The sequence below is a fragment of the Streptococcus sp. S784/96/1 genome (assembly GCF_902729355.1).
Taxonomy (GTDB): domain Bacteria; phylum Bacillota; class Bacilli; order Lactobacillales; family Streptococcaceae; genus Streptococcus; species Streptococcus caledonicus.
Genome location: NZ_CACVCC010000020.1, coordinates 25,276 through 42,674, shown reverse-complemented (window position 1 = coordinate 42,674; position 17,399 = coordinate 25,276). Strand labels below are relative to the sequence as shown.

General features: G+C 38.8%; 14 protein-coding genes and 8 tRNA genes. 15 read left to right on the top strand and 7 right to left on the bottom strand.

Features of this window, described 5'->3' with window-relative positions; translation table 11 throughout:
- Positions 1-53 precede the first annotated feature (53 nt).
- The 8 genes from GZ996_RS07860 (at position 54) to GZ996_RS07825 (ending at position 726) form a co-directional block, all read left to right on the top strand.
- Positions 54-126: transfer RNA gene (locus tag GZ996_RS07860), tRNA-Thr, on the top strand.
- Between the two features lie 14 nt (positions 127-140).
- A tRNA-Gly gene (locus tag GZ996_RS07855) sits at positions 141-212 on the top strand.
- A gap of 6 nt (positions 213-218) precedes the next feature.
- Positions 219-304 (top strand) — tRNA-Leu (locus tag GZ996_RS07850).
- 6 nt (positions 305-310) lie between these two features.
- A tRNA-Tyr gene (locus GZ996_RS07845) sits at positions 311-391 on the top strand.
- A gap of 4 nt (positions 392-395) precedes the next feature.
- Positions 396-466, top strand: a tRNA-Trp gene (locus GZ996_RS07840).
- A gap of 11 nt (positions 467-477) precedes the next feature.
- Positions 478-550: transfer RNA gene (locus GZ996_RS07835), tRNA-His, on the top strand.
- Between the two features lie 8 nt (positions 551-558).
- Positions 559-630 (top strand) — tRNA-Gln (locus GZ996_RS07830).
- A 12-nt stretch (positions 631-642) separates the two neighbouring features.
- Positions 643-726: transfer RNA gene (locus GZ996_RS07825), tRNA-Leu, on the top strand.
- 80 nt (positions 727-806) lie between these two features.
- On the opposite strand, the gene GZ996_RS07820 is transcribed toward GZ996_RS07825, so the two are convergent.
- From GZ996_RS07820 to GZ996_RS07795, 6 genes are all read right to left on the bottom strand, one after another.
- Positions 807-1,937, bottom strand: coding sequence for a tyrosine-type recombinase/integrase (locus GZ996_RS07820; protein ID WP_162011766.1), 1,131 nt, complete (start codon positions 1,935-1,937; stop codon positions 807-809).
- A gap of 52 nt (positions 1,938-1,989) precedes the next feature.
- Positions 1,990-2,325: a DUF771 domain-containing protein gene (locus GZ996_RS07815; protein WP_162011768.1), complete on the bottom strand. Its 336-nt coding sequence runs from the start codon at positions 2,323-2,325 to the stop codon at positions 1,990-1,992.
- 63 nt (positions 2,326-2,388) lie between these two features.
- Entirely contained in the window at positions 2,389-3,639 is a 1,251-nt protein-coding gene (locus tag GZ996_RS07810) for a replication initiation factor domain-containing protein (protein ID WP_162011765.1), read from the bottom strand.
- Between the two features lie 311 nt (positions 3,640-3,950).
- On the bottom strand, positions 3,951-4,694 hold the full coding sequence (locus GZ996_RS07805) for a cell division protein FtsK (RefSeq protein WP_162011764.1): 744 nt from the start codon (positions 4,692-4,694) through the stop codon (positions 3,951-3,953).
- Between the two features lie 3 nt (positions 4,695-4,697).
- Positions 4,698-5,168 (bottom strand): RNA-binding protein, encoded by a 471-nt coding sequence (locus GZ996_RS07800; protein ID WP_162011763.1) that lies wholly within the window; start codon positions 5,166-5,168, stop codon positions 4,698-4,700.
- 42 nt (positions 5,169-5,210) lie between these two features.
- Positions 5,211-5,504 (bottom strand): hypothetical protein, encoded by a 294-nt coding sequence (locus GZ996_RS07795; RefSeq protein WP_162011762.1) that lies wholly within the window; start codon positions 5,502-5,504, stop codon positions 5,211-5,213.
- Between the two features lie 244 nt (positions 5,505-5,748).
- On the opposite strand from GZ996_RS07795, the gene GZ996_RS07790 reads away from it, so the two are divergent.
- Positions 5,749-6,384, top strand: a complete 636-nt coding sequence (locus tag GZ996_RS07790; RefSeq protein ID WP_162011761.1) for an epsilon-antitoxin — start codon at positions 5,749-5,751, stop codon at positions 6,382-6,384.
- Positions 6,385-6,423: 39 nt separating this feature from the next.
- Here the strand turns inward: GZ996_RS07790 and GZ996_RS07785 are convergent, their stop codons facing one another.
- Entirely contained in the window at positions 6,424-6,756 is a 333-nt protein-coding gene (locus tag GZ996_RS07785; protein WP_162011760.1) for a helix-turn-helix domain-containing protein, read from the bottom strand.
- Positions 6,757-6,899: 143 nt separating this feature from the next.
- Here GZ996_RS07785 and GZ996_RS07780 point away from each other — a divergent pair, with 143 nt between their 5' ends.
- The 6 genes from GZ996_RS07780 (at position 6,900) to GZ996_RS07755 (ending at position 17,346) form a co-directional block, all read left to right on the top strand.
- Positions 6,900-9,851 (top strand): LPXTG cell wall anchor domain-containing protein, encoded by a 2,952-nt coding sequence (locus GZ996_RS07780; RefSeq protein WP_162011759.1) that lies wholly within the window; start codon positions 6,900-6,902, stop codon positions 9,849-9,851.
- Between the two features lie 10 nt (positions 9,852-9,861).
- Positions 9,862-10,104, top strand: a complete 243-nt coding sequence (locus tag GZ996_RS07775; protein WP_162011758.1) for a hypothetical protein — start codon at positions 9,862-9,864, stop codon at positions 10,102-10,104.
- Between the two features lie 697 nt (positions 10,105-10,801).
- Positions 10,802-15,196, top strand: a complete 4,395-nt coding sequence (locus tag GZ996_RS07770; protein WP_162011757.1) for a PolC-type DNA polymerase III — start codon at positions 10,802-10,804, stop codon at positions 15,194-15,196.
- Positions 15,197-15,281: 85 nt separating this feature from the next.
- Positions 15,282-15,707 carry a MarR family winged helix-turn-helix transcriptional regulator gene (locus GZ996_RS07765; RefSeq protein ID WP_156807137.1) on the top strand — a complete coding sequence of 142 codons (426 nt, stop codon included), beginning with the start codon at positions 15,282-15,284 and terminating at the stop codon, positions 15,705-15,707.
- A gap of 135 nt (positions 15,708-15,842) precedes the next feature.
- Entirely contained in the window at positions 15,843-16,388 is a 546-nt protein-coding gene (locus GZ996_RS07760; protein ID WP_156807140.1) for an NADPH-dependent FMN reductase, read from the top strand.
- Positions 16,389-16,533: 145 nt separating this feature from the next.
- Positions 16,534-17,346 carry a transporter substrate-binding domain-containing protein gene (locus tag GZ996_RS07755; RefSeq protein ID WP_161980801.1) on the top strand — a complete coding sequence of 271 codons (813 nt, stop codon included), beginning with the start codon at positions 16,534-16,536 and terminating at the stop codon, positions 17,344-17,346.
- The last annotated feature ends 53 nt before the right edge of the window (positions 17,347-17,399 follow it).

Here is a 17,399-nt window from a genome sequence, read left to right as displayed (position 1 = left end):
TGGCGCCGAAGGGCGTGGGGGTTCAAGTCCCTTAACCCGCATAAGAGAGATAGGCCGGCTTAGCTCAGTTGGTAGAGCATCTGATTTGTAATCAGAGGGTCGCGTGTTCAAGTCATGTAGCCGGCATAAGTCAAAGAGATGCGAATGTAGTTCAGTGGTAGAACACCACCTTGCCAAGGTGGGGGTCGCGGGTTCGAATCCCGTCATTCGCTTGAGGCGCCGGGGTGGCGGAACTGGCAGACGCACAGGACTTAAAATCCTGCGAAGGGTGACCTTCGTACCGGTTCGATTCCGGTCCTCGGCACTAATTGGAAAGATAGCGAAGAGGCTAAACGCGGCGGACTGTAAATCCGCTCCTTTGGGTTCGGGGGTTCGAATCCCTCTCTTTCCATCTTACGGGCATAGTTTAAAGGTAGAACTAAGGTCTCCAAAACCTTCAGTGTGGGTTCAATTCCTACTGCCCGTGTTTAAAATATGGCGGATGTGGTGAAGTGGTTAACACATCAGATTGTGGCTCTGACATTCGGGGGTTCGATTCCCCTCATTCGCCTATTTTAATGGGGTATAGCCAAGCGGTAAGGCAAGGGACTTTGACTCCCTCATGCGTTGGTTCGAATCCAGCTACCCCAGTTATATTTTTAAGCCGGCGTGGCGGAATTGGCAGACGCGCTGGACTCAAAATCCAGTGTCCTCACGGACGTGCCGGTTCGACCCCGGCCGCCGGTATTGCTTAAGCATTAGAAACGTTGATAATTCAACGTTTCTTTTGTTTTTGTACGAAATTTGTACGAAGATTAATTTTGTTCTTAGCTTACTTTGAGCTTGAGAAGTGCTTGACGAACTTTATTATTTTCTTGTTCTGCTTTCTCTTTGATAAGATGTCCGTAGATTTCTGTAATTTGTTTAATGTCTTTGTGTCCCATGTTTTTCGCTATTGCCCAAATGTCAATATCCTCTGATAAGAGAATGGAAGCGTAGGTATGGCGATTTCCTGTGCAGGTCATATTTTGAGGAAAGATATTCAATTGTTCTAAAATTCCTTGTAGGTGTTTGTTACATGCTTTATTTGAGGGGATACCATAGAAGATATTCACGAATAACATATTGTCAGAGTTATCTATTTGACATTGTGCTTGTTCTGATTTGATACGCTTGAAGATTTGGAGGGTATCATCATCAACGGGAATAGTGCGAATAGATTCAGGAGTCTTTGCTTTTGTCCATCTTTTGCTAACTGAATCATAACGTCTATATGTATAGATTTCCTTTGTATCCCATTTGATACAATCCCAAGTAAGTCCCAGAGCCTCTCCAAAGCGTAAACCTGTTTTAAGTTGGATATAGAGCAAGTAAGGAATAACACTATCTTTATAGTTTGCTATTCTATGAAGATAGTCTAGTAGTCTAACATAATCCGATTTACTGTTAATATATCGTTCTTCTTTGCTCTTGGTGGCAGGTTTGCCTGAAAGTTTTACACCAATAGTAAAATCATGAAAATCTATTTTGTCTTGTCTTGCAAAATCTAAGATTTTTTTGACTTCACTATTTAATCGGCTAACATTATCCCTGCAATTTGTCTGGGCATAAGTGTTGATGAAATCTTGGTATTGACTTGCTTTTATATCTCTTAAAGGGATTTCTTTGAAATACTCATCAATGAGTTGTCCACGCTTCAGATGTTTGTTCAATGTGGATTGCATCTTTCCTTGCGGCAGAATATGAAGCTGATACCATTTTTCCCATAGGTGGTAAAGTGAGATATTTTTATCTATTGTTAGACCGCTTATGAGCTTGCTCTCTAATGGGATGGCTTCCTGTTTCGCCCCTGTCTTGGTTTTGAATCCTCCTTTTGATGCGAGTTGTTTTCCTGTCTTATCAAAGATGCGATAAGTCCATAGGTTCTTTTTGCCACGTTGGCTATATGAAATTGACATTGATTACCTCTTTCTAAAAAAGGATAACCAAGATAGTATCTTGGTCATCATATCATACTTTAAAAATTTGTGCAAAGTGCTTCTCGAAATATTCTCTTGTTCTGGAAGCTAGAAAGTAGTAACGTCCACCTTTATTCTGAGGATATTTAACAAATCCATTAGGACTTAGGTCAATATCAATTTCTTGGCGAATATCAGCTCGATAGAGGACATTTTCAAGTAGCCAAGGGCGAGAAACAGAAAGTAACTCTAGGACCTCATTTAAGGTCATGTACTGCCCTTGAGAGCTTTGTTTTTGAAGAGTTTGATATTCTTCCTTACTCACAATTAAATGCGTCGGAGGAAGTTTGATAGTTAAGTCTGATATATCAACTTTTATTTCTTTCATCATAGATTTTCCTTTCTCATTATGAGATAATGAGCAGTAGGGGTAAGCTACTGCCTATCTCTTCTAATCTGCAACATCACTCTTTGAGTTCTTGGCGGGACGTTTAGGAGTGATGTTGTTTTTTTGATAAAAAATTTGAAAGGCATCTTCAAAGAAATCTTCAAAATTGAGTTTCTCAAGTTCCTTACCAAATTTATTTAACCATAATTCTACATCGAGGTTGGGAGTGTAATTTGTCTCATACTCTTGAATTAGCCTAATGATAAAGTGATTACGGGCTTTACTGCCCCAGACTTTTTCAATTTTCATTAGAAGGGGAAAGAGCCCACTACCCTTCATTAAATGTGAAATGGTAGATAAAAGGTCATTGTTTCGGGAGTTTAAAGATTCGAGTGCTGGGAAGCTACCAAATCCTTTTAGTAAATCACTGGTGAAAGGAAGAGGTTCTCCAGTTTCCGTATCTTGAAAGCAATATTTATCAATCATCTTATTGACAATGAGTTTACTCAAATCTTGAGGACTATCAATAGTAAGTAGTAAGGCCAGAATCTGATTACTGTATATACCTTTGTATGAGGCTTCCATACGCACCCAAGAGTCGCAATACTTAGTTAAGTGCATGTAGCGCCCTTGATTATCTAATTGCTCCTGATATTTGTTATAGATACGTAAGAGAGCGTTAACATTCTTTTTCTTGCTACCAATATAAACAGTTTGTGCTTGACCGTTTACTTCTTGAGCGCTGATAGTAGAAATATTTTTACGTCCCTTGTGATTGGTAATGATATATCGTTTACTTTTCAGACCTTGGTAAAGGTCATTGACAGAAATGGGGAAATCGAAGTAATCAACTGCTAAATCTATTCTTGACAATCGAAGTTCCCAGTAGTCTTCGTTAAGCAATTGAGCTATTTGCTGAACATCAATCGCTTTATTATAATACTCTTGATAAGAAGCTTTATAATGAGATAAAGCTGAGGCAGAGAACTTAATGATAATGCCCATTGTAAAATTGGTCTCATGCCAAGCAATCGCGAAGTAATAAGGGAGATTCTGAAAGGTAAACCCATCTGTATAACCTGCTGGAGGTGTCTTTAGAGGAATCCACTCTCCAAAGAGAGTAGGCAAAGATAGTTTCTCGGAAACTGTTTCTCCAATTGTTGTCGCAATTTGAGACCAATTATCAGGGTATTCTCCTACAGTTTCTTCAGTAGGTTTGATGACGAATGTCGCCTCATCGATGCTAGTCATGATGACTGGTTTTCGGTCATTATTTTTTTGAAGATACTCTTCAATTTCATTTTTACAAAACATAATTTATTTCCTTCTCTCCGCCTAGAAAGTGATAGTTAACATGGCGGTCATTATTGGTTTAGTTAACTATTGTACTGAGTAGCAAAATCCCTATGCTTTTATTATTCCACTATTTCAGTGGATAAGCACCCTAAGTTTTACTCAGTAAGAAAGTCTTGATTTGACAGTCTTTTGGGGTAGGGAAGGGTTCTTTCCCTAAAGAGGAATGTACAAAGCAAAGAATTTAGAAAATAATGGAACGTGGGTTATTACAGTACCCACGTCAGCCAGCTAAAGCTGGCGAGGCTGTAAGCCTGATCCTTCGCTTGGAGCTACGGGGCAACAGCCTCTTCATCAAGGAAATAGCAGTCTGAACGTTGAACAGCTTCCTGAATCAGGTTTTCTAAAGGGGGCATATTGAGACTTGGTACAAGTATATGGCGACTATCTTGCCCATCTATCTTCATGTAGCCGACACCTCTGAGATTGTTTCGCACAATGTCATCTTTTTCATCAGAGAAGAGCATGGAGACCGTTTCTTTAGATAATTTGCCCAGTGCAATCACTGTACCAATGGAATCACGTGACAACCCCAAACTTGCTTTATGTGCATCTTGCTGGGAAATAATGACATAAATTGAAAAGGAACGTCCTAGCTGGATAAGCCGAGTATAGTCTTTAATGGCTTGTTCACGTTCTTTTTTATCAAGGCTATTTTGCCACGCATTGAACTCATCGAAGCAGACCACTACAAATTCTCTGGATTTATCGATTCCTTTTTGACGATTTTCAAGAATGGATAAAGCTAACGTAAGGAGTTCGGAGACTTCTTCAAATCGTTTAAATCCCTTACATCCATCTAAAAAGGCAAAATCAGTATCGGCTTTGTAGTCGCCAATTAGGAACGTAGCTTCTGGGTATGTGTAAGCAAACCGTGCCAAAAAGACTTTAGTTGCATAGGTCTTCCCAGACCCGCTGGAACCTACCAAAAGAGCGTGAGGTACACGCTCAACTGGTATATCCCAGAAAAAGTGATTTCCGTAATCAAAGAGATTTTTATCGAGAAAACATTTCATTTATTAAACTTTCTTATAGGAGAAGGTAATCAGGAGGTTTAGATAGTACTGGTTGTTGTACCTCAGAACATCTCCGAATTGATAAGTAAATTGCAGATTTGTGCCTTTATCAGACCAGGTTTCGTAGATTGTAGAGTCAGATAGAAACTGTTCTAACTGAGTTAGAAAGACTTGTGTAAGGTATCCTTCTGTCTCAGTATCGGGCTTTTTGTCAAGCATAATCGGGAAAGTCACAAGATGGGTATCTTGACTCGGAGTACTTTGTAAGCACCTGATATTGCGACGATCAAATAGCAATTTGCTTTTTGAAACAGTTGATGTCATTTCAACCACCTGCTCAAGGTCAGCACTGATTATAGGTAAATTTAATCGTAGAATTTGAGCTTGTTTGTGTTTTTCTCTAATAGCATCAATTTTGATGATAATATAGAGAAATCCAGCGAATAAGATAATTAACAAAGAAATAATAGACATAAGAGTTCCTTTCTAAAGAAAGGGGAAGTATCTCCCCTTAACTTAAACAAGTTCAATAAAAGCAGACTTTGCTTTTATTGAAAGTGAGGCTCGATTTCCGCTAGGATACGGATTGATAGAGACATCCTCGAGGGTAATTTCTACTTTTTCGTCAAAAATTGACTCAAAGTCTGATATGTTAACCATTCTAGTTTTTATATTTGTTTGAATGAAGCGCCCCTCTACTCGCTCTCCGATTGTGATTTGGGTTTCCCCGGTTTCGATTCCAGTTGTGAAATCTTTAATTGCAAATGCACCAAGAAATTTTCCTTGAGTTGTTAAGTTTTTAGCTTCCATATTAAACTTTTTTCTAACCGTTTTAAAAATTCATCAATAAATCACGGATTTTCAAATTTATTGAAGATATCAATTTGTGTGTAATAGCTATTTCACAATGCTATATTCTCATATTTGATAATAAGAAAAAATATAAAAATAATAAGTTTTTAAAAGCCTGATTTTATAGTGTTTTTTGACTTTATGTTAAAACTCCCTAAATTTTTGGAATTTTTGTATAATAAGATAGAAAGAGGAGGATATGATGAAATCACAGGATAAAATTAGAGAAGAAATGTTATTGCTTGCGACAATAACTTTAAATTTTGTGACAGAACTACCAGAGTATCAACAATTTTTAACGACCGTAAAGGAAAAGGATTTAAAATTTGAAAAAGGGAAAAAAGAATATTTTATTGCTAAAAAAGTTTTATTATCTGAAGCGACGGTTCAAAATGTTTTGTATGGTAGTGCTAAAATTACTACTCACACCTTCAATTCGATTATGGATGTTAAAGAATTTAGAGAGATTTCAGAAAAAATATACGAAGGCATTCAAAACAATGATAAAGTAATAATGGACAAGGTTACGGACATTATTGAGCATCGAATTGAAAACAAAGAATTCCCTAAGATATTGGAGAAGATGAAGAAATCCAGTAATCGTCATTATGCTCTACCTATGTTATTACAAAATGAGCAACTATTAACGAATGTGCTTGATTACCTACCTCTAATCGAAAAGATTTTTGAGACTAAAGAAAACATTGAACTATTTTCTCAAGTAGCTGAACGATTGGAATTATTTGCGATAGTTGATGAATTTGAAGATTGGGATAATTTAGAAGAGTTTATCAAATCAACTCAGACACGCAATGGATTTGATAATTATATGGAGTAGGACAAACAGAAAGCCAAGTCATTTTTTAGACTTGGCTTTTTACTTTATATTCTTAAGAATTTCATTAAAGGAAGAAATGACACTATTTTGTTTTTCCTTAGGTAAATTGGCTATGTTATCGGATAATGTTTCAATCGAAATTTCATTTTCTTCAAATTGGAAATTATAAAATTCTTCCACGGATATTTCTAATGCTTTGATAACCGCTTCAAGGGTTTTGATTTTGAAGTCATACTTTCGGTTTTCGATATTTTGGATAGCTTTTATTCCTAAGCCTGCCATCTCTGATAATTTTTCCTGACTTAACCCTTTTTCTTTTCGACACTCACGAATCCGAAGTGCAATATGTTCTTGTAATTGATTGTATTTCATATCTGATTCCTTTATGTATCATTTTACTATCCTATTCCTAACAAAATAAGTACATCAAACGATACAAAATAAAATAAAAGTATGCTATAATGGTATGTAAAAACATATAATGGATTGGAAACAATACCAAAAGGAGAGTTTTAATGAAAAAAATAGAAACTAATGGTCATGGTACCATTAAGAAGTTACGCACTGGTGCGGTTATTTCAGTTCTCACTACTTCAGCCCTTATGGGTGGGGTAGTAAATGCAGATGAGGTAACTACCTCAACTAAAGAAACACCTACTGAAGTTGTTTCTACCTCTTCTAATGATGTTGTTACTGAGCCAGTAAAAGAAGAACCTCGTATTACGGATGAACAGGTTGCTACGGCTAAGGCTGAGTCTGATAGTGCTAATCAGAAGGTTCAGGCTCAGGAGGGTGTAGTTTCTGAGCTTGGGGGTACAGTTGCTACTGCTGAGGGTACTGTTAATGACTTGACTAATCAGGTAGATGAAGTATCGGATGTAACGCCAGAGGCTGTTGAGTCTGCTAAAGTAGAGGCTGACCAAGCTGGTATGGCTCTTGCGACAGCTAGTGAGGGTGCTAAGTCTGCTGAAGCTAGTCTTAGTGATGCTTCTTCTAAGGTAGAAACTCAAGAGGGTGTAGTATCTGATGCTGAGGCTGAGGCAGATAAGTCTGCTAGTGCGGTAGCTGATGCAGAGAAAAAAGTTTCTGACTTGTCAGGTACGGTTGATACTGCTCAGCTTGAACAGGACGTTAAGGACTTGACTAGTACGGTAGCTAATGATAAAGAAGCGGTACAATCTGCTAAAGATGTTCTTACCACTGCTCAGACTGCAGAAACTAACAAGGCTGAGGCTATTAAAACTCAGGAAGGGGTAATTTCTAAGGCTACTGCTGACGAGAAGACTGCTTCAGATGCTCTTGCGACTGCTAAGACTGCTCTTGATAGCAAAACTCAAGAAGTTAAGACTGTACAGGGTCAACTTGATGAAGCTAAAAAAGGTAAAGAAGTGACAGAGACCGTTCAGACTGGTACTAAGACTACCTCTACTGGTGGCAAGACTACGCTTAATGATGGTGTTGCATCTTCAGCTTGGTACGAAAGCAATGGGGTATTGACCAATGACGAGTACTTAACTGCTATTAAAAACCTTGCAGATGGTAAAGGTTCTGTTGAAGATGTAAATAATGCTATTAAGCATGGTTTCTTCGGTATGGATGATGAGCCTTTGGATGACTTAAATAACGTCATGGCACCTAATTCAGCCGCCTTTAAAAGCTGGAGAGAAAATTTTGAAGGTAGTTTATCCAATACAGATGCTACTACTCTTGTAGATGTTGATAATTTAACTGATGCGCAGTTGACTGATTTGGCTTTGTTCTATACTGCTTTGGTTAATGATTTGCGTTCAAAAGTAGGAACAGAGCCTTTGAAAGTTACTAAAGGTAGCTTGCAGAATAGTAAGAATGTTGTGGAGTCTATCTTTAACGCTACTTTCCCTGCTTATAAGGGTATGACTAACGGTCAGAAAGTTGCTAATGGTTTTTGGAATACAACAACTGGTCTTAACAGTGATACTGGTGCTACCGGACAGCCTGCTTTGAAAGCGGGAAGTGGTGTTAGTGTTGATAAGGCAGTTGCTTCTTCTGTTGGTAATAACACTATTATTGGGTCGGAGACTGCCAATTCCTTACAGTACGCTAAAAATGATGGTCGTAAACAGACTATGGCTGATTTGAAGTTTAACCTCTTAGCTACCCTAGGGGTACAGCTTTACGGATCTGAGGGTCGTGGTGAGCTTGGAGAGGCTTTTGGTGGTTTAAATGGTGGTCGTGCTAGTGGATATGCTACTGCTTTGGAGGTTTTAGGGTTAGGTAAGAATAAACATAATTCCGTTGGTTTGGGGTTTGAGTTTGTTAATATCTTCAATGGTGGAGTTGACCGTGCGCCTAAGACATTTATCGTCTTTAGTAATAGCAATGATTCTGCTATTAGCAGTCCTTATGAGACAGTTACTGGTGGTAAGGTTGAGACTGTCCCTGTGTATGAAACTAAAACAACTGTTATCGTAGACCAAGCAGGGGTATCTCGCCTAGAGGGTATTCTTAAAGAACTTACGGCTGAACGGGAACAATCTCAAAAAGTCGTAGAAGATGCTCAAAAAGCCTATGACGAAGCTAAGACTGCTCTTGATACCGCTAAGCAACAACTTGATAACTTGAAGTCAGGTACGGTAGATATTCCTGCCCTTGAGCAGGCGGTAAAAGATGCTGAAACTCAACTTGAGAAAGACCAAGCTTCACTTCAAACAGCTAAAGAGACCCTAGCGGTAGCTAAGGCAAGTGCAGTAGATAAGGCTAACGCTCTTGCTAAAGCTAAGGCTGATTTGGTATCTGCTCAGGCTTCTAATGATAAAGCTAATGTTGTCTTGAAGGAGGAGAAAGAAACTCTTGAACTTCTTCGTAAGGCTGAAGGGGTAGCTAAACTTGCGGTTACTGATGCTAATGCTAAACTTGCAGACGCTAAACTTGCTAGTGACGAAGCCACTGCTAAATACGAAGAGTTGGCTAAAGCTTTGGCAGATAAAAATGCCGTTCTTCCAGAACTTACTACTAAACTTGAAGAAGCTAAACAGGCTTTAGCAGTAGCTCGTGCAGAGTATGAGACTGCTAAGGACTTGCTTGCTAGTCTTAAGGTTACGGCTAAGGAAAAACTTGATGCTTACCGTGAGTTGGCTGATTTGAAAGCTGAGCAAGACAAGGCTGAAGCTGAGGCTAAGCGTCTTCAAGCCCTCAAAGACAAAGCTGATGCTATCACTAAGGATGGTGGTATTGTTACTCCTGTTGTAGATGGTAGTGGGGTAGTAGTTGATTACGTTGATGGTAAGAAAGCCACAACAACTGTTGTACCAACAAAGGTTGTGAAACAAGCAGGAGTGACACAAGTTGGAGACAAAATTACGTATTCACGTGTTGAAAAATATAAATCCTTACCAAATACAGGCTCACAAGAATCGTTACTGGGTCTGTTAGGGGCTAGTATGTTGCTTGGTTTAGGATATACTGGAAAACGTAGAAGAAAGAACTAAGGGAGAAGTAATGGCAATAATAATTGAGGAAGTCACTGAAGAACCTGGCTGTACAGGTTGTGGGTGCTTGGTCGCATTGATACCTCTAGCAATCATCTACTTTAATAGGGAAGCTATTATTTCTGGCACTATTTCATTTTTAGGTGGACTGTTGACAATTGTACTTTGGATAATAGGTATTATTTTAGTTGCTGTTTTAGGTTATCATTTGGTTAAATATTTGATACAATACCTATCAAGTAGAAAAGAATAAAAAGAAAAATCTTCTTACTTAATTTGTAGGAAGATTTTTTAATGTGTACGAAATTTGTACGAAAAATACTTTTTCAATAATAGCTAATAAGTGATACTACCTTGATTTTATCCTATTCTTGTTACGTAATTTAACTGAATTTAACGTCCGATTATCGGCCGCCGGTATAGCTTAGAAATGGGAAGCGTTGATTGATCAGCGTTTTTTTTATTTTTATAGGATAATTCGACTTTAATTGACAGGGGCCTATGTCTGAGGGGGTATGGCATACTTATAACGTTTTTGTCAATATAAATGTGTAAGGAATCATTCCTGTTGTTCTTCCTCCCGGTCCTATCAAGCGATTGGAGGACTATAAAAATAAAAATCGCCACATGATATTAACATTTTAGCTTATCAACTTATAGAAGAACATCCATTTTTCAACATTATCGCCACAAAGTTTTGACGTTTTCAGATATAAAGGTAATTGAAATTGTTGGTATAAGGATTGTTGGATCGTGCATAATATGGGTTATTTGATTGTTTTGTCAAAAAATTGACTTTTCTATCCTGAAACCACTCATTGAAATTAGCAACTACGGGAATGTTTCGTAAGAGTAACTAATGATTTAAAGTTTGGGATCGTTTTTATTTGAGAGTTTTGTTTTTAGGACTTTTATGTTAAAATGGTGATACGATGGACAAGGAGAAAGTTATGTCTGAACTGTTTAAGAAATTAATGGAGCAGATAGAAATGCCGCTTGAATGGAGAAATTCAAGTGTTTTTTCGTCTGGGGATATTCTTGAAGTAAAGGTGCATACAGTTAGTCGGCATTGGGAGTTTCATTTTTTGTTTGGAGAAATACTACCGATTGAACTTTATCGTGAATTAGCTAGTCGATTAGTGGTGACTTTTGAACGTGCAGATATTAAGGCGACTTTTGATATTCATGCTGAAAATACGAGTGCTTCTGATGATTTAATTCAGGCATATTATCGTGAGGCTTTTGAATTACCATTGTGTAACAGCGCCAGCTTTAAGGCTTCGTTCATGAATTTGACTGTCCAGTTTATTGATGGTAAATTTATTATTGAAGCGCCAGCTTTTGTCAATAATGATCATTTTAAAAAAAGTCATTTACCAAAGCTTGAAGAGCAGTTTCAGCGTTTTGGCTTTGACAAAGCTCAGTTTGATATAATTTCTCATAAGGAAATAACTCAGGCGCTACAAGACGAATTTGTGGCTAGTCGTGAGGCCTTAGTTGAAAAGGCGACTCAGGAGAATCTAGAGGCGCAGAAGTCATTGGAGGCGATGGCACCAATGGCAGAGGAAAAAGCAGCTCCTAGTTTTGATTTTAAAGAACGTGTGGCTCAGCGTCAAGCTGGTTTTGAGAAGGCGACGATAACGCCAATGATTGAGATTGAGACTGAGGAAAATCGTATTGTATTTGAGGGGGTTGTGTTTGATGTTGAAAAGAAAACAACAAGGACTGGTCGTCATATCATTAATTTCAAGATGACGGATTATACGTCTAGTTTTGCGATGCAAAAGTGGGCTAAAGATGATGAAGAACTCAAGAAATTTGATATGATTGCCAAAGGAGCTTGGCTTCGTGTCCAAGGAAATATTGAGACGAATCCTTTCACAAAGAGTTTGACAATGAATGTTCAGCAAGTTAAGGAAATTGTGCATACTCCTCGTAAAGATCTGATGCCTGAAGGGCAAAAGCGTGTGGAGCTGCATGCTCATACGAATATGTCAACTATGGATGCTTTGCCAACGGTTGAAGATTTGATTGATACGGCTAAGCGTTTTGGCCATCCTGCTATTGCCATTACGGACCATGCTAATGTACAATCCTTTCCACACGGTTATCATAGGGCTAAGAAGGCTGGTATTAAGGCTATTTTTGGTTTAGAAGCGAATGTAGTTGAAGATAGTGTTCCGATTACTTATAATGAAGTTCCGATGCCGTTGAAGGAAGCAACCTATGTGGTTTTTGACGTTGAAACAACAGGGCTTTCTGCGGTTCATAACAGTTTGATTCAGATTGCGGCATCCAAAATGTACAAGGGGAATATTGTTGAGCAATTTGATGAGTTCATTGATCCTGGTCATCCTTTGTCAGCTTTTACAACCGAATTAACAGGGATTACTGACAATCATGTTCGTGGAGCAAAGCCTTTGCAGCAGGTTTTAGAGGAATTCCAGGCTTTCTGTGAAGGCACAGTTCTAGTAGCCCATAACGCAACCTTTGACGTTGGCTTTATGAATGCCAATTATGAGCGTCACGGTCTGCCAATCATCACCCAACCTGTGATTGATACCTTGGAATTTGCTCGGAATTTGTATCCAGAATTTAAACGTCATGGTTTAGGGCCGTTGACTAAGCGTTTCCAAGTTTCTTTGGAACATCACCACATGGCCAATTATGATGCGGAAGCTACAGGGCGACTTCTTTTTATCTTTATTAATGATGTGTTGGACCGCCATGGGATTACTGATTTGTCAGAATTAAATACCAAACTGATTGCTGAGGATTCTTATAAAAAGGCTCGTGTCAAGCATGTGACTATTTATGTGCAGAACCAGATTGGCTTGAAGAATATCTTTAAGTTGGTTTCCTTGTCAAATGTGAAATACTTTGAAGGGGTAGCTCGTATTCCTCGAACGATTTTAGATGCGCACCGTGAGGGACTGCTATTAGGGACAGCCTGCTCAGAGGGTGAAGTCTTTGATACCCTTCTCTCATCAGGGATTGATGGGGCGGTAGAGGTTGCTAAATACTATGATTTTATTGAAATCATGCCACCTGCGATTTATGCACCGCTGATTGCTAAGGATTTGATTAAGGATGAAGCTGCTGTTCAGCAGGTCATTAAAGACTTGATTGAGGTTGGGCGTCGTTCGGCTAAGCCAGTTATGGCGACGGGTAATGTCCATTATTTAGAGCCTGAAGATGCTATTTATCGAGAGATTATTGTACGTAGTTTGGGGCAAGGGGCCTTGATAAACCGTACGATTGGTCGTGGTGAGAATGCGCAACCGGCACCGTTACCAGAAGCTCATTTCCGTACCACGAATGAAATGCTCGATGATTTTGCTTTTCTTGGTGAAGAGTTGGCTTATGAAGTTGTCGTGACGAATACGAATGCTTTTGCAGACATTATTGAAGAAGTAGAGGTGGTTAAGGGAGACCTATATACACCTTACATTCCTCAGGCGGAAGAAACAGTTGCTGAAATGACTTATCAAAAGGCGTTTGAGATTTATGGTAATCCGTTGCCTGATATTATTGATCTGCGGATTGAAAAAGAATTGACGTCTATTCTTGGTAATGGGTTTGCGGTGATTTATTTGGCTTCTCAGATGTTGGTAAATCGCTCTAATGAGCGTGGTTACTTGGTCGGTTCGCGTGGGTCTGTTGGGTCAAGTTTTGTGGCGACGATGATTGGGATTACAGAAGTGAACCCGATGCCACCGCATTATGTTTGTCCAAATTGTCAGCACAGCGAATTTATTACAGATGGTTCTTATGGTTCTGGTTATGACTTGCCGAATAAGGATTGTCCAGAATGTGGAACGCTCTATAAAAAGGATGGACAGGATATTCCCTTTGAGACCTTCCTTGGTTTTGATGGGGACAAGGTTCCTGATATTGACTTGAACTTTTCTGGAGATGATCAGCCAAGTGCTCATTTGGATGTGCGTGATATTTTCGGGGAAGATTATGCCTTCCGTGCAGGAACTGTTGGTACAGTTGCAGATAAGACGGCTTATGGATTTGTTAAGGGCTATGAGCGTGATTATGGTAAATTTTACCGTGAGGCTGAAGTTGACCGTTTGGCAAAAGGTGCGGCAGGTGTTAAACGAAACACGGGGCAGCACCCTGGTGGTATCGTTGTTATTCCAGATTATATGGATGTTTATGATTTTACACCTGTTCAATATCCTGCAGATGATGCAAATGCTGCTTGGCAGACTACTCACTTTAACTTCCACGATATTGATGAGAATGTTTTGAAACTTGATGTTCTGGGACACGATGACCCGACCATGGTTCGTAAGTTACAAGATTTATCAGGTATTGATCCTAAGGACATTTTAGCTGATGATCCAGGAGTTATGGCCTTGTTTTCTGGGACGGAGATTCTTGGGGTGACACCGGAGCAAATTGGAACACCAACTGGTATGTTGGGGATTCCTGAGTTTGGAACAAACTTTGTTCGAGGCATGGTTGAGGAGACGAAACCGACGACGTTTGCGGAATTGTTGCAGTTGTCAGGGTTGTCACATGGTACGGACGTTTGGCTTGGCAACGCACAAGATTTGATTAAACAAGGTATTGCAACACTGAAAACAGTAATTGGCTGCCGTGATGATATCATGGTTTACTTGATGCATGCGGGACTTCCTCCTAAGATGGCCTTTAACATCATGGAGCGGGTTCGTAAAGGGATGTGGCTGAAGATTTCCGAGGAGGAGCGTAATGGCTATATTCAAGCCATGCGTGATAACAATGTCCCTGATTGGTACATTGAATCTTGTGGTAAGATCAAGTACATGTTCCCAAAAGCTCATGCGGCAGCTTATGTTTTAATGGCTTTGCGCGTGGCCTACTTCAAGGTTCACCATCCTATCATGTATTACTGTGCTTATTTCTCTATTCGTGCCAAGGCCTTTGAGTTGAAAACCATGTGTGCAGGTCTGGATGCGGTCAAGGCTCGTATGAAGGATATTACTGAAAAACGTCAGCGTAATGAGGCAAGTAATGTTGAAAATGACTTGTTTACCACTCTTGAAATTGTTAATGAGATGTTAGAGCGTGGTTTTAAGTTTGGTCAACTGGACTTGTATAAATCAAATGCGGTTGAGTTCTTAATTGAAGGAGATACCTTGATTCCACCATTTGTAGCTCTTGAGGGCTTGGGAGAAAACGTTGCGAAGCAACTGGTTGCGGCGCGTGCAGAAGGGGAATTTCTTTCTAAGACAGAATTGCGTAAACGAGGTGGTTTATCATCGACTCTTGTTGAAAAATTAGATGAAATGGGTATCTTGGGTAATATGCCAGAAGATAACCAATTAAGTTTATTTGACGACTTATTTTAAGAAAACAGTTCGTGAGAGCTGTTTTTTCTTGTTTAAACAGCTGTTCTTTGATAGAATAGCCCTAAATAGTAATAATGGAGGTTTTATGCCGAATTTCAAAAATAATGCGGTCAAATCAATGGTGGTTCTTCGTAAGGCATTTCGTACAATTGATGCTAAAGTTTCAGAAAGTTTCAAGGATTTTGAACTAACTCCAGCTCAGTTTGGTGTCCTGGATGTTCTTTATGCTAAAGGCAGTATGAAAATTGGTGATTTGATTGATAGTACACTAGCTACTTCTGGCAATATGACTGTGGTCATTAAAAATATGGAGAAAAAGGGTTGGATAAATAAGACTGCTTGTCCTAATGATAAACGGGCTTTTTGGATTGATTTGACAGATCAAGGAAGAGAGGTTATTGCGGCAGCTTTACCAGCCCATATTGATAAAGTTGAGGAGACATTTGCCGTTTTGTCGTCAGATGAGCAGACGCAGCTGATTGACTTACTTAAGAAATTTAAAAATTGTTGAGCAAATGGGTTGACTATATTACTAAGTAGTGATAATATAGTGCCATAACATTACTATGTAGTGTTTTTAGAAGGAGACATTATGTCAATCATTAACACTATCAAATCATTTTTTAATAAAGAAGAGGAAAAATCTATGAAAAACATTCTATTTATCGTTGGTTCACTACGTGAAGGCTCATTTAACCATCAGCTAGCAGCTAATGCTGAAAAAGTTTTAGAAGGTAAAGCGAACGTTTCTTACCTCAACTGGAAAGATGTACCAGTATTCTCACAAGACCTTGAAACACCAGTGTTGCCAGCTGTTCAAGCAGTTCGTGACGCTGTTGTTGCTGCAGATGCTATCTGGATTTTCTCACCAGCTTATAACTTTGCGATTCCAGGATCAGTGAAAAACTTGCTTGATTGGTTGAGCCGTGCTATTGATCTTTCAGACACAACAGGTGCTTCAGCACTTCAAGATAAAGTATCAACTGTTTCAGTAGTTGCAAACGGCGGACATGAGCAAGTGGCAGAAGGTTTCCGTAACTTGATGCCATTTATCCGTACACAATTTGTTGATCAGTTGACTTTCTCAAAAGTTAACGACTCAGCTTGGGCAGATGGCCAATTTGTTGCTACTGAAGAAGTTCTTTCAGATCTTAATAAACAAGCAGAAGCACTTCTTTCAGCTCTTAACTAAAATTACTCACAAAATTTCCTAATTCCTGTCAATTGATTTGGCAGGTTTTTATTTTTTGAAAAAATATCAAGAAAACAGTTGACATTTGAATAAATATAACATAAAATACATGTAAGATAATAAAAATACAAATGAGGTCTTAATAATGAAAAAATTATTTACAACAGTTCTTATGGGATTGGCTACTTTAACATTAGTAGCTTGCGGAAGTTCTAAAACTAAAGAAGATACGTCTTTAAAAGATATACAGGATAAAGGGAAATTAGTTGTAGCATTAAGCCCAGATTATGCCCCTTTTGAGTTTAAGACTTTGGTAGATGGTAAAGATACAATCGTTGGAGCAGATGTTGAGATTGCTAAAGCAATTGCAGATAAATTGGGTGTGGAACTTGAACTGTCGCCAATGTCATTTAATAATGTCTTAGCTAGTCTCGTGTCTAAGAAAGCTGATATTGCTATTTCTGGTATTTCAGCAACCGAGGAGCGTGCTAAAAACTTTGATTTCTCAGATGTTTACTACAATGCTAAAAATATTGTTTTGATTAAAAAAGAGAATATGGGGAAATACACTTCAGCTAGTAGTCTAGCTGACAGAGCTGTCGGAGCTCAAAAAGGTTCCATCCAGGAACCAATTGTAACAGAACAACTTCCAGATAGTCATCTTGTTTCTTTGATGCAGATTACTGAAATGGTGACTGAGTTAAATTCAGGGAAGCTTGATGCTATTGTCATGGAGGAAACCATTGCTAAAGGTTACGTGGCCAATAATGAAGAGTTGGCAATTGCTGAAATTCCATTAAAAGAAGATGCTGGTGAACCAGGTAGTGCTGTAGCCATGGCTAAAGGAAGCGAATCACTGAAGAAAGTCATTGATGAAGTGATTGGAGAACTTAAATCATCTGGGGAAATTGATACCTTTGTTCAAGAAGCTTATGAGCTGTCTTTATCTGCTGAATAATTTTAAATGCCTGAGGGAAGTTCTCAGGTTTTTTATTGACCGAAAAAGTTTGT

What these genes read in the sequence shown, in the direction of transcription:
- GZ996_RS07820 (WP_162011766.1), bottom strand. Translation starts at nt 1,937, where the DNA reads ATGTCAATTTCATATAGCCAACGTGGCAAAAAGAACCTATGGACTTAT.
- GZ996_RS07815 (WP_162011768.1), bottom strand. Translation starts at nt 2,325, where the DNA reads ATGAAAGAAATAAAAGTTGATATATCAGACTTAACTATCAAACTTCCT.
- GZ996_RS07810 (WP_162011765.1), bottom strand. Translation starts at nt 3,639, where the DNA reads ATGTTTTGTAAAAATGAAATTGAAGAGTATCTTCAAAAAAATAATGAC.
- GZ996_RS07805 (WP_162011764.1), bottom strand. Translation starts at nt 4,694, where the DNA reads ATGAAATGTTTTCTCGATAAAAATCTCTTTGATTACGGAAATCACTTT.
- GZ996_RS07800 (WP_162011763.1), bottom strand. Translation starts at nt 5,168, where the DNA reads ATGTCTATTATTTCTTTGTTAATTATCTTATTCGCTGGATTTCTCTAT.
- GZ996_RS07795 (WP_162011762.1), bottom strand. Translation starts at nt 5,504, where the DNA reads ATGGAAGCTAAAAACTTAACAACTCAAGGAAAATTTCTTGGTGCATTT.
- GZ996_RS07790 (WP_162011761.1), top strand. Translation starts at nt 5,749, where the DNA reads ATGAAATCACAGGATAAAATTAGAGAAGAAATGTTATTGCTTGCGACA.
- GZ996_RS07785 (WP_162011760.1), bottom strand. Translation starts at nt 6,756, where the DNA reads ATGAAATACAATCAATTACAAGAACATATTGCACTTCGGATTCGTGAG.
- GZ996_RS07780 (WP_162011759.1), top strand. Translation starts at nt 6,900, where the DNA reads ATGAAAAAAATAGAAACTAATGGTCATGGTACCATTAAGAAGTTACGC.
- GZ996_RS07775 (WP_162011758.1), top strand. Translation starts at nt 9,862, where the DNA reads ATGGCAATAATAATTGAGGAAGTCACTGAAGAACCTGGCTGTACAGGT.
- GZ996_RS07770 (WP_162011757.1), top strand. Translation starts at nt 10,802, where the DNA reads ATGTCTGAACTGTTTAAGAAATTAATGGAGCAGATAGAAATGCCGCTT.
- GZ996_RS07765 (WP_156807137.1), top strand. Translation starts at nt 15,282, where the DNA reads ATGCCGAATTTCAAAAATAATGCGGTCAAATCAATGGTGGTTCTTCGT.
- GZ996_RS07760 (WP_156807140.1), top strand. Translation starts at nt 15,843, where the DNA reads ATGAAAAACATTCTATTTATCGTTGGTTCACTACGTGAAGGCTCATTT.
- GZ996_RS07755 (WP_161980801.1), top strand. Translation starts at nt 16,534, where the DNA reads ATGAAAAAATTATTTACAACAGTTCTTATGGGATTGGCTACTTTAACA.